Here is an 11,725-nt window from a genome sequence, read left to right as displayed (position 1 = left end):
GTCGCCCTCCTGCACGAGCAGATCGGCACCGGTAGGAGCGGACTCCTCGTTCTCGTCCGCAGGGCTGTCCTGTTCGGCGCCGATCGCTTCGACCGTTTCCGCCATGATTCGTCTCCTCTCCCGGGACTCGCGTCAGCGACGCTTCTGCCCCGAGCCTTTCTGTCCAGAGTTCTTACTGCCCGCCGCCGGCTTCTTCCGCTGCGCACCCGCGCCCTGGGGGCGCGGTGGCTGCTGGGCAAACTGGTGGGGCGATCCGGCCTTCGCGCTGCGCTTGCCGTTGGACGGCTTCGTCGTCTCGGCGCTTTCGCTCTTCTCCGTGTCCTCCGCGGCGTCCTGCGTCGCCGCCTTGCTCGGCTGCACCGGCTTCTGACCCGGCTTCGGCTTGGCACCGGGCTTCGGGGCCAGAGCCGAACGCTTCTCCGCGGCGGCGGCCTTCGCGGCCGCCTCTTCCTTGTCGATCTTCGTGTAGACCAGGCGCTGCTGCATCAGGGTCCAGCTGTTGTTCGAGAGCCAGTACACCAGCAGGCCGATGGGGAAGAAGGCACCGAAGACGAGCACGCCCAGCGGGAAGACGTACATCGTCAGCTTCTGCATCATCGCGGTCTGCTGGGTGGCCTGCGCCGGGTTCTGGCGGGCCGCCGAGTGCCTCGCGGTGAGGTGGGTCAGGACGCTCGCGAGGATCATCAGCGGCACCGCGACCGGGGCCACGTGCCAGTTCCAGCCACCTCCGGTGCCACCCAGCACCGCGGCGTGGTGGATCGCGTCACCCATGTTGACGCCGAACAGCTTCGCGTTGACGTAGGACTCGACGCCCTGCTGGTCGAAGAAGTAGTTGTTGGTCTTCGGGGTGCCGGGGTGCGGGTTGATGGTGAACGCGCGGAGCACCCAGTTCAGACCGATGAACACCGGGATCTGCAGCAGCATCGGCAGACAGCTGCCCAGCGGGTTCACCCCGTGCTCGCGCTGGAGCTTCTGCATCTCCACCGCTTGGCGCTGCCGGTCGTTCGCGTACTTCTTCTGGATCTTCTTCAGTTCCGGCGTGAACTCCTGCATCTTCTTCATCGACCGGACCTGGTTCACGAACGGCTTGAACATGATGCCGCGGACCGTGAACGTCAGGAACATGATCGCGAGGATCCAGGAGACAGCGTTGGTGTCACCCAGGACGAACCCGAAGACTTTGTGCCAACACCACAGGATGAAGGACACGGGGTAGTAGATGAAGTCGAGCACTGAGCTACTCCTCGGTTGACATACCAGGTCTGGTGTGGCGCCAGGAGAAGGTCTCAGGCACCGGATCGCGGCCGGGCATGGTCCACGGGCCGCAGCGCAACAGCCGGCGCACCGCGAGGTAGGAACCTCGGGCGGCGCCGAACCGGGTCAGGGCCTCGACCGCATACGTGCTGCAGCTCGGGTAGAAGCGGCAGCTCGGCGGGAGGTAGGGAGAGATGAACTTCCGGTAGAACCGGATCGGGAGTAGCAACAGCCGGGCGACCGGGCCTGGGCGAGTGGCCTCACGTGCCTCGTCGTCGTGGGCGGTCGTGGGTTCGTTCACACCGCTGACCCATCATGCGTGCGCTCGGGCGAACCGGCCGCTCGTCGGTTCGGTGACTGGCTCAGCCGCCTGAGGGCGGCGTCGAGGTCCGCGCCGAGCTCGGCGCTGGACGCCGTGGCGGCTGGCGGGAGGGCCCTAATCACCAACGAGCTGCCGGGCGGGACAGTTCCGAGCCGGGCCGCGACCAGATGCCGCAGCCGTCGGCTCACGCGATGACGGACGACGGAGTTGCCAACGGCCTTGCTCACCACAAAACCCGCCCGCACGTTCCGCGCCGTCAGTTCGGCACGACTCGGGCGGACGGGTTCGTCGGCAGTGGACCGCTCCGTGGGGCACACGGGGAGCGGCGATGGAGTGGGCAGCGACGAGCTTGCCTCGGCCGGTGTCTCCCCGGGGGAGGACACGGCCGTGACGGTCTGCTCGTCCGAAGCCCACAGCGCGTGCACCACGAGGCGCCGCCGCCCGGCGCGAGAACCCCGGCGCATCACTTCCCGGAAGTCCTCGCTGCGCCGCAGTCGTGCGGCAGGGGGCAGCACTGCGCGCCTCGATCAGCCGCGATCAGGCGGACAGCTTCTCGCGGCCCTTGCGACGACGGGCCGCCAGGATCGCCCGGCCGGCGCGGGTCCGCATACGCAGCCGGAATCCGTGCGTGCGGGCGCGTCGGCGGTTGTTCGGCTGGAAAGTGCGCTTACCCTTGCTCACGACTCTGCTTCTCCTGGTCTCGACATACCGGTGACAGCGCCACCGTCAGGTCTGCTGCCTCCCGAGGCCATCGCGAACGCGGACACGCTGTGGACAGCCCAAGGTGCCCGCCGCAAGCGGGAGACCTTACGAGGGTACGCAGTGTCCGAACGGCCCTGCCAACCGGCCCCGGTGAAACACGGACGGGGACCGGATGGCCACGGTTCGCGGGCCCGTGCCATCCTTGCGCCCGAGCGCCTTGTGGGATCCCGCCGGTACTTGTTAGCGTGTCTCCCCTTGAGTCACCCGATCGCGGGGCCCGGCGCCGTCGGAATGTGTGGAGGGGCTGTCTGGCGTAGGTTGCGACCCGCACGTGGCGTCGCGACGAGCCGCCGTACATTAGTGCACAGTTGTGGACAACTCTGTGGATGGACGCTGCCCGGTTTCGCCCGGAAGCCTGACGTCGCGCCATGGAGCCTGCGTGGCCGGATTCGACGGTCGTCCGGGGCGATGAGGGGAGGGGAGCGGAGTCGGTGTCCGAGCACCAGATCAATCTGGGGGTCGTCTGGGAGCAGGTGGTCCGGGAGCTGTCCGACGGGACGCTTTCCCCGCAGCAGCGGGCCTGGATGCGTGTGACCCGGCCGATCGGCCTGCTCGACGGTACGGCCCTGCTCGCCGCTCCGAGCGATTTCGCCAAGGAAGCCATCGAACGCGCGCTGCGCGAGCCCATCACCCACGCCCTCTCACGTCGGCTCGGCAGACCCGTGTCGCTGGCGGTGAAGGTGGACACCGCCGAGGTCGCGCCCCCGCCGCCGAGCACCGCCCAGTACGCGCCTTCACCCGCGCGGGGGGAAAACCCCCTCGATCCGCCGACGTTGCCCTCGATGCAGCCGGCCCTGCCGCCCGCTCTGCAACCGTCGCTGAACCCGTCACTGAACCCCTCACTGCCGCCGTCGCTGCCACCGTTGGAAGAGACGTTGCTCCCGCCGTTGCGGCGCCGAGGGGTACCGGCCGAACCGGCGCCGAAGCATCTCGCCGAGGACGATGCCGAAGAAGAGGTCGACGAGGAAGGCGAGGCGCTCGCCGCGGCCCACGAGATCTGGCCGATGTTCTCCGGCCAGCCGATCGCTGGGCAGCCCTATACGGCACCTGCCCAGCCGCAGACCTCGAAGACGCGGCTGAACGAGAAGTACACCTTCGACACCTTCGTCATCGGCGCTTCGAACCGGTTCGCGCACGCTGCGGCCTTCGCCGTGGCCGAGGCGCCGTCGCGCGCCTACAACCCGCTGTTCATCTGGGGTGAGTCGGGGCTGGGCAAGACGCACCTGCTGCACGCGGTGGGGCACTACGCGCAGCGGCTCTTCCCCGGCATGCGGGTGCGGTACGTGTCGACGGAAGAATTCACCAACGACTTCATCAACTCACTGCGCGACGACCGCAAGGTGGCCTTCCAGCGGCGCTACCGGGATATCGACATCCTGTTGGTCGACGACATCCAGTTCCTGGAGGGCAAGGAAGGAACCCAGGAGGAGTTCTTCCACACCTTCAACACGCTGCACAACTCGAACAAGCAGATCGTGGTGTCCTCGGACCGGCCGCCGAAGCGGCTGGAAACCCTGGAGGACCGGCTGCGCACCCGGTTCGAGTGGGGTCTGATCACCGACATCCAGCCGCCCGAGTTGGAGACCCGCATCGCGATCCTCCGCAAGAAGGCCGCTCAGGACCGCCTGGCGGTGCCGGGCGACGTGCTGGAGTTCATCGCCTCCCGCGTCGAAGCGAACATCCGGGAACTCGAGGGCGCGCTCATCCGCGTCACGGCATTCGCGTCCCTGAACCAGGCACCCGTCGACGTCGGCCTCGCCGAGATCGTGCTGCGGGACCTGATCCCCGATTCGCAGGCGCCGGAGATCAACGCGCCGACGATCATGGCGGCCACGTCCGAGTTCTTCGACGTGACCATCGACGACCTCTGCGGCCCCGGTAAGACCAAGGCGCTCGCCACGGCCCGCCAGATCGCGATGTACCTGTGCCGCGAGCTCACCGACATGTCGCTGCCCAAAATCGGCCAGACATTCGGCGGCCGTGACCACACGACGGTGATGCACGCGGACAAGAAAATCCGCAAGGAAATGGCCGAGCGTCGCCGGATCTACGACCAGGTCCAGGAACTGACCTTCCGTATCAAGCAGCGCGCGCGCCAGTAGCGCCGCACTCCCTTCCTCTCTCGCCGGCACCGCGTCCCAGCGCGCCGCCGGCCGTTCGCATGCGTCCGCAACCGCCCGGCTCCGTACAAGATGGACAGTCCCGCGCGGACGCCACTGCCGCGGTGTGCCGCGATTCTCCGCTCCAGATAAGGGAATTCGCCGCTTCGGGCTATCTTGCTCGTGTGATCACGATAACGAGCGGGCATCGAATGTGGATCTCGCTCGCCCTCGGGGGTGAACCGCGTCCCTCCACTCCTGGGCACAACCATGGGTACAACTCGGCCCACAACTGGGGATGAATCTGTGGACAACTGTGGACAACTGTGGACAGTCTGTGGGCGCCGAAAAGTTGTCCACGGACGGCCCGAGTTATCCACCGGACTTACCCACAGTCATCCACAGGCCCGCACGCGGGGTGAGCTGCGAAAACAAGCTCTGTCCACACAATCCACACCCCCTATTACTGTTACTGCCTTTCTTCTCCTCAAGAAAATCTCCTAACGGAAAAACAGGGGCTGTGGACGAACGACGCAAATCTGGAGACTTGTCGACAAGTCGATGGTCGGCCCCGAGTGACGGCGCGGAGGGTGAGGTTCTAACGTGGAGGTCCACACCCAAGCCCGTCGTCGTCGCGACACCGGCGCCGCGGGCCATACCGCACATGACTCAGCTCCCTGGCCAACACACCGTTCCCCGTTCGGACCAGGGCCGTTATCGACCTTCTCGAGCGCAGGGGCGGCTCGGCTGTCGAAAGGATGGGCGTATGAAGATCCGCGTCGAGCGTGACGGGCTGGCCGATGCCGTCGCGTGGGTGGCACGCAGCCTTCCGTCCCGGCCTCCGGTCCCGGTCCTCGGCGGTGTCCTGCTCGATGCCGGATCCGACGGCACGACCGACGCCCTGACCGTGTCCGGGTTCGACTACGAGGTGTCGGCCACGGTCGGCGTTCCCGCCACCATCGCCGACGGCGGGCGCGTGCTGGTCTCCGGCAGGCTCCTCGCCGACATCACCAAGTCGCTGCCCGCTCAGCCGGTCGAGATCTCCGTCGAGGGCTCCCGCGCCACCATCACCTGCGGCAGCGCGCGGTTCAGCCTGCCGACCATGCCGGTGGAGGACTACCCGTCGCTGCCCGCGCAGCCCGCCTTCGCGGGTGAGGTCGCGGGCGACGTCTTCGGTCTCGCGGTCACCCAGGTCGCCGTCGCGGCAGGCAAGGACGACACGCTCCCGATGCTCACCGGGATGCGCCTGGAGATCTCGGGCGAATCGCTCACCCTGGTGGCCACCGACCGGTTCCGCCTCGCCCTGCGCGAGTTCGCGTGGAAGCCCGCCGAGGGGCTGGCCGACGCCTCGGTACTGGTCCCCGCCCGCACGCTCGCCGAAGCGGCCAAGTCGCTCGGCGCGGGTGGCGCGCCCGTCTCCCTCGGCCTGGCCGGTGGCGAGGGCCTGCTCGGGCTCGCCGGTTCGGGGCGCTACACCACCACCCGTCTGCTGGACGCGGAGTTCCCGCCGTACCGGCAGCTGCTTCCTTCGCAGTACACCTCGCGTGCGGTGGTCGAGGTCGGCCCCATGTCCGACGCGATCAAGCGCGTGTCCCTGGTCGCGGAGCGGGGTACCCAGGTGCGGCTGGAGTTCGCGGACGGCTCGCTACGGTTGTCGGCGGGCGGCGACGACGAGGGGAGCGCCGAGGAAGAGCTGCCGGTGCAGTACGAGGGCGACCCGGTGGCCATCGCGTTCAACCCCGGTTATCTCGCCGACGGCCTGGGGGCGTTGCACGCCGATCGGGCCGAGCTGACGTTCACCACCGCCAACCGGCCGGCACTGATCAAACCGGCGGACGAACAGGGCCAGGTCATTCCTGGTTACTTCTACCTGTTGATGCCGGTCCGTCTGCCAGGCTGATCGAAAACGCCAGGAACGAAGGGGAACATCGATGGTTCAGCTGGGACTCGTTGGCCTTGGCAAGATGGGCTTCAACATGCGCGAGCGGCTGCGCGCCGCCGGGCACGAGGTGGTCGGTTACGACCGCAACGAAGCGGTCAGTGACTCTTCCTCCCTCGCCGACATGGTGTCGAAGCTCGCCGCCCCGCGGCTGGTCTGGATCATGGTTCCGGCCGGCGGCCCGACCAGGGACACCGTGGCCGAGCTCGCCGAGCTGCTGTCCGAGGGCGATCTGGTGATCGACGGGGGCAATTCGAAGTTCACCGACGACAAGATCAACTCCGAGGTGCTCGCGGCGAAGAAGATCGGCTACCTCGACTGTGGCGTCTCCGGTGGCGTCTGGGGCAAGGAGAACGGCTACGGCCTGATGGTCGGTGGTGCGAAGGAAGACGTCGAGCGCGCCATGCCGGTCTTCGACGCGCTGCGCCCGGAAGGGCCGCGCGAAGAGGGCTTCTCGCACGCCGGTTCGATCGGCGCGGGCCACTACGCGAAGATGATCCACAACGGCATCGAGTACGGGATCATGCAGGCCTACGCCGAGGGCTTCGAGCTGATGGAAGCCGCGCATGTGATCGATAACGTGCCCGCGGTGATCAAGGGCTGGCAGCGCGGCACCGTGGTCCGCTCCTGGCTGCTGGACCTGCTGGTGCGCGCGCTCGACGAGGACCCGGACCTCGACGACCTCGAGGGCTACGTCGAGGACTCCGGCGAGGGCCGGTGGACCCTGGAGGAAGCGATCAACAACGCGGTGCCCGCGCCGGTCATTTCGGCCGCCCTGTTCGCACGCTTCTCGTCACGCCAGAAGGATTCCGCCGCCATGCGGGCGGTGGCGGCGCTGCGCAACCAGTTCGGCGGGCACGCCGTCAAGAAGGCCGAGTAGTAGGGGCGTGCACCGGGCGCACCGCCGAGAGTCATGCATCTGAGACACCTCCAGGTCACCGACTTCCGTTCCTGGGAGCACGCCGACCTGCCGCTGACCCCGGGGGCGACCGTGCTGGTCGGCCCCAACGGGCGCGGGAAGACCAACCTGCTCGAGGCGATCGGGTATCTCGCCACCCTCGGTTCGCACCGGGTGGCGACCGATGCGCCGCTGGTCCGGCACGGTTGCGAGCGTGCGCTGGTGCGCGCCGCCGTGGTCAACGAGGACCGCGAACTGACGATCGAACTCGAGATCACCCCGGGCAAGGCCAACCGCGCCCGGGTCAACCGGGGGGCGGTCGGCAAGCCCCGCGACATCCTCGGGATCCTGCGGACGGTGCTGTTCTCTCCCGAGGATCTCGCGCTGGTGCGTGGCGACCCGGGTGAGCGGCGACGGTTTCTCGACGAACTGCTGGTGTTGCGCGCCCCGCGTTGGGCCGGGGTGCGTGCCGACTACGAACGGGTGCTGCGCCAGCGCAACGCGTTGCTGAAAACGGCGGGCAAGAGAAAGGGAGCGCGGGAAGATCCGTATGCGCTTTCCACCCTCGAGGTCTGGGACAACCACCTGGCCTCGGTGGGGGCCCAGCTACTGGCGGCCCGGCTCGACCTGGTCGCCGATCTCGCGCCGTACACCGCCGCTGCCTATGCCGGGGTCGCGCCGGACTCGCGGCCGGCCAGGATCTCCTATCGGTCGAGCCTCGGGGAGGCGCTTCCCGAAGGGTACGGCGTGCCAGGCGGTGAACGGGCCGATTCCGAGCGGTTGGGCGGTATCCTGGTCGAGGCGCTGTCGGAGGTGCGGCAGGCCGAACTCGAGCGCGGGGTGAGCCTGGTCGGGCCCCATCGTGACGAACTCGAGCTGGTTCTCGGCGAGGCGCCGGCCAAGGGATACGCCAGTCATGGCGAGTCGTGGTCGTTCGCACTCGCGTTGCGGCTGGGTTCCTACGAACTGCTGCGCGGCGAGACCGGGGAGCCGGTCCTGCTGCTGGATGACGTGTTCGCCGAGTTGGACAAGCGTCGGCGAAGCAGGTTGGCCGAGGTGGCGGCCAGTGCCGAACAGGTGCTGGTGACGGCCGCGGTGGATGAGGACGTGCCCGAGGAGCTGACGGGAACGCGGTTCTCGATCTCGAACGGGGAGGTCAAGCGTGTCTGAGGGGGCACAGGAACGATCGTTGGTGACCGGCGCCACAGAAGTTACCCACCGATCTGGGGATAAGCCTGTGGATAGTGTGGATAACACGGTGACTGGGTTATCGCGGGAGGTAGTCAAGCGGCCGAACGGGTTGGCCGTAACCTCCGATCGGGGGCCCCGAGTGGGTGTCGACCCGAACTCGGACACTCTATCGGTCACGGAGGGTCACCTCCCGCTGGGGGTGGAGCAGCCGCTGTCGGGCCGTGACCTGGCGCGGTCGGCGCTGGCCGCCGCGCGGGCCAAGGCGCAGGCCCGGGGCGCGGAGCCCGGGGTGCGCAAGCGCGCAAAGGCCACCGACTTCACCCAGAATCCCCGGCGCCGCCGCTGGTCCGGTTCCGGCGCCGATCCGCGGGATCCCCAGCCGCTGGGCCGGCTGGTCTCCCGCCTGTCGGCCGAGCGGGGCTGGGGTGCGCGGCTCGCCGACGGCCAGGTGTTCGGCCAGTGGGCCCGACTGGTCGGGGAAGAGGTGGCCGAGCACGCGCAGCCCGTCTCGCTGAAGGACGGGGAGCTCACCGTGCAGACCAGTTCCACCGCCTGGGCCACGCAGCTCCGCCTGCTCCAGGGGCAGCTGCTCACGAAGATCGCGGACGCGGTCGGGCACGGCGTGGTGAAGCGGATGCGGATCCACGGGCCGACGGCACCGAGCTGGCGCAAGGGGGCCAGACACATACCCGGCCGAGGCCCTCGTGACACCTATGGCTGAGTAGGGCTCGTCGACGCTTGACAAGCTGACACTGAACGCGCCCTGATGCCTCGACCTAACGCAGGGCCACCTCGGCACTCATCCGAATTCGAATTCGTGGCTCTGTGACGAAACTAGAGGTGTCCTTGCCGTATGTCAGCGCACCTGGGCAAGTAGAATGAAGAGGGGAGTGGGGATCCCTTGGGCGAGACTGAGGAGAAAGCAGGCCTGTGGCAGCGAAGCAGAACGACTACAACGCATCCTCCATCACCGTGCTCGAGGGGCTCGAAGCCGTCCGGAAGCGCCCCGGTATGTACATCGGTTCGACCGGTGAGCGTGGTCTCCATCACCTGATCCAGGAAGTGGTGGACAACTCGGTCGACGAGGCGATGGCCGGGTTCGCGACCAGGGTCGAGGTGACGCTGCTCGCCGACGGCGGCGTCCGCGTCGTCGACAACGGCCGGGGCATTCCCGTCGAGGAGCACCCGGTGCACAAGAAGTCGACGCTGGAGATCGTGCACACCGTGCTGCACGCGGGCGGCAAGTTCGACAGTGAGAGCTACGCAGTCTCCGGCGGCCTGCACGGCGTCGGCGTGTCCGTCGTGAACGCGCTGTCCACCGCGCTCGAGGTGGAGGTCTGCCGCGAGGGGAAGATCTGGCAGCAGCGGTACGACCACTCGGAGCCGGGGGAGCTGAAGGAGCTCGGCGAAACCGACAGGACCGGTACCACCACCACGTTCTGGGCCGACCCCGAAATCTTCGAGACCACCACCTACAACGCCGAGACTGTGGCGCGCCGGCTCCAGGAGATGGCCTTCCTCAACAAGGGCCTCACCATCGTGCTGCGCGACGAGCGGGTGTCGGAGGAGGAGGCGGAGACCGACGCCGTCGGCCAGCAGGCCCGGGTGAAGGAACGCACCTATTACTACCCCGGCGGCCTGGAGGACTTCGTCCGCCACATCAACGCCAGCAAGGAGCCCATCCACAGCAGCGTGATCTCGTTCGACGCCAAGGGCGACGGGCTCGAGGTCGAAGTCGCGATGCAGTGGAACAACTCCTACACCGCGTCGGTGCACACCTTCGCCAACACGATCAACACGCACGAGGGCGGCACCCACGAAGAGGGCTTTCGCGCCGCGCTGACCCGGGTGGTCAACGCTTACGCCCGAGACAAGAAGCTCCTCAAGGAGAAGGACGAGAACCTCTCCGGTGAGGACGTGCGCGAGGGCCTCGCGGCCATCGTGTCGATCAAGCTCGCCGAGCCGCAGTTCGAAGGCCAGACGAAGACCAAGCTGGGCAACAGCGAGGCGAAGTCCTTCGTGCAGACGAAGACGAACGAGTGGCTTGCCGACTGGTTCGAGCGCAACCCCACCGAGGCCAAGACGATCATCAACAAGTCGGTGTCCAGCGCACAGGCCCGCATGGCCGCGCGGCGTGCGCGGGACCTCGTGCGCCGCAAGGGTGCGATGGACATCGGCGGTCTCCCGGGCAAGTTGAAGGACTGCCAGTCCACCAACCCGGAGGAGTGCGAGCTCTACATCGTGGAGGGCGACTCCGCGGGCGGCTCGGCCAAGGAAGGCCGCGAGTCGCGGTTCCAGGCGATCCTGCCCCTCCGCGGGAAGATCATCAACGTGGAGAAGGCCCGCATCGACCGGGTGCTCAAGAACACCGAGGTCCAGTCGCTGATCACCGCGATGGGCACCGGGATCCACGACGACTTCGACCTGTCGAAGCTGCGCTACCACAAGATCGTGCTGATGGCGGACGCCGATGTGGACGGTCAGCACATCCGGACGCTGCTGCTGACCCTGCTGTTCCGGTTCATGCCGCAGCTCATCGAGCACGGCCACGTGTACCTCGCCTGCCCGCCGCTGTACAAGATCAAGTGGCCGCGGTCCGAACCGGAATACGCCTACTCCGACAAGGAGAGGGACGGCCTCATCGCCGCCGGCGTGCAGGCCGGGCGCAAGCTGCCCAAGGACGACGCGATCCAGCGGTACAAGGGTCTCGGTGAAATGAACGCCGAGGAACTGTGGGAGACCACGATGGACCCGGCGCGCCGCCTGCTGCTGCAGGTCACCCTGGACGACGCGGCGGCCGCCGACGAGTTGTTCAGCGTGTTGATGGGCGAGGACGTGGAAGCCCGCCGTTCGTTCATCACCCGCAACGCCAAGGACGTCCGCTTCCTCGACGTGTAGCCGCTACCCGCCGCGCCACCGTCCATAGCGGACACACACCCAGCTTTTCCACGAGAAGGACACGATGACGGAAACCTTGCCACCGGAGCACGACCGCACGGAACCGGTCGACATCCAGCAGGAGATGCAGCGCTCCTACATCGACTACGCGATGAGCGTGATCGTGTCGCGGGCACTGCCGGACGTGCGTGACGGCCTCAAGCCGGTGCACCGCCGCGTGCTCTACTCGATGTACGACTCGGGTTTCCGGCCGGATCGCGGGTACAACAAGTGCTCGCGGGTCGTCGGCGACGTGATGGGCAACTACCACCCGCACGGTGACTCGGCGATCTACGACGCACTCGTGCGACTGGCCCAGCCCT

Annotated in this window: 10 protein-coding genes and 1 pseudogene; 7 read left to right on the top strand and 4 right to left on the bottom strand. The window is 67.7% G+C overall.

The features are described 5' to 3' along the window. Positions 1–132: 132 nt before the first annotated feature. From yidC to rpmH, 4 genes are read right to left on the bottom strand one after another with little or no spacing between them, the layout of a single operon-like run. Positions 133–1,233 (bottom strand): membrane protein insertase YidC, encoded by a 1,101-nt coding sequence (gene yidC / locus FNH05_RS20590; protein ID WP_144590343.1) that lies wholly within the window; start codon positions 1,231–1,233, stop codon positions 133–135. Positions 1,234–1,237: 4 nt separating this feature from the next. After that, positions 1,238–1,555, bottom strand: coding sequence for a membrane protein insertion efficiency factor YidD (gene yidD, locus FNH05_RS20585; RefSeq protein WP_144590342.1), 318 nt, complete (start codon positions 1,553–1,555; stop codon positions 1,238–1,240). After that, positions 1,552–2,091: a ribonuclease P protein component gene (gene rnpA, locus FNH05_RS20580; protein ID WP_144590341.1), complete on the bottom strand. Its 540-nt coding sequence runs from the start codon at positions 2,089–2,091 to the stop codon at positions 1,552–1,554. The genes yidD and rnpA overlap by 4 nt, the downstream gene beginning before the upstream one ends. A gap of 22 nt (positions 2,092–2,113) precedes the next feature. Then, on the bottom strand, positions 2,114–2,257 hold the full coding sequence (rpmH, locus tag FNH05_RS20575) for a 50S ribosomal protein L34 (RefSeq protein WP_027941633.1): 144 nt from the start codon (positions 2,255–2,257) through the stop codon (positions 2,114–2,116). Positions 2,258–2,769: 512 nt separating this feature from the next. Here rpmH and dnaA point away from each other — a divergent pair. From dnaA to FNH05_RS20540, 7 genes and pseudogenes are all read left to right on the top strand, one after another. Next, positions 2,770–4,440, top strand: a complete 1,671-nt coding sequence (gene dnaA, locus FNH05_RS20570; RefSeq protein WP_144590340.1) for a chromosomal replication initiator protein DnaA — start codon at positions 2,770–2,772, stop codon at positions 4,438–4,440. Positions 4,441–5,203: 763 nt separating this feature from the next. Beyond that, positions 5,204–6,337, top strand: a complete 1,134-nt coding sequence (gene dnaN, locus FNH05_RS20565) for a DNA polymerase III subunit beta (protein ID WP_144590339.1) — start codon at positions 5,204–5,206, stop codon at positions 6,335–6,337. A 25-nt stretch (positions 6,338–6,362) separates the two neighbouring features. Further along, a pseudogene (gnd, locus tag FNH05_RS20560) lies at positions 6,363–7,256 on the top strand (phosphogluconate dehydrogenase (NAD(+)-dependent, decarboxylating)); the annotation flags it as partial. A 33-nt stretch (positions 7,257–7,289) separates the two neighbouring features. After that, positions 7,290–8,444 carry a DNA replication/repair protein RecF gene (gene recF, locus FNH05_RS20555; protein WP_144590337.1) on the top strand — a complete coding sequence of 385 codons (1,155 nt, stop codon included), beginning with the start codon at positions 7,290–7,292 and terminating at the stop codon, positions 8,442–8,444. A gap of 220 nt (positions 8,445–8,664) precedes the next feature. Beyond that, positions 8,665–9,186 (top strand): DciA family protein, encoded by a 522-nt coding sequence (locus FNH05_RS20550; RefSeq protein WP_246127858.1) that lies wholly within the window; start codon positions 8,665–8,667, stop codon positions 9,184–9,186. 209 nt (positions 9,187–9,395) lie between these two features. After that, positions 9,396–11,363 (top strand): DNA topoisomerase (ATP-hydrolyzing) subunit B, encoded by a 1,968-nt coding sequence (gene gyrB, locus FNH05_RS20545; protein ID WP_144590336.1) that lies wholly within the window; start codon positions 9,396–9,398, stop codon positions 11,361–11,363. A gap of 64 nt (positions 11,364–11,427) precedes the next feature. Further along, positions 11,428–11,725, top strand: a 298-nt coding sequence (locus FNH05_RS20540; RefSeq protein WP_281287622.1) for a DNA gyrase subunit A, incomplete at its 3' end; no start/stop codon positions are given.

Origin of the sequence: Amycolatopsis rhizosphaerae (assembly GCF_007713715.1) — a bacterium.
Taxonomy (GTDB): Bacteria; Actinomycetota; Actinomycetes; order Mycobacteriales; family Pseudonocardiaceae; genus Amycolatopsis_E; species Amycolatopsis_E rhizosphaerae.
The sequence above is the reverse complement of the archived record's forward strand: the minus strand, read 5'-3'. Positions and strand labels throughout refer to the sequence as shown.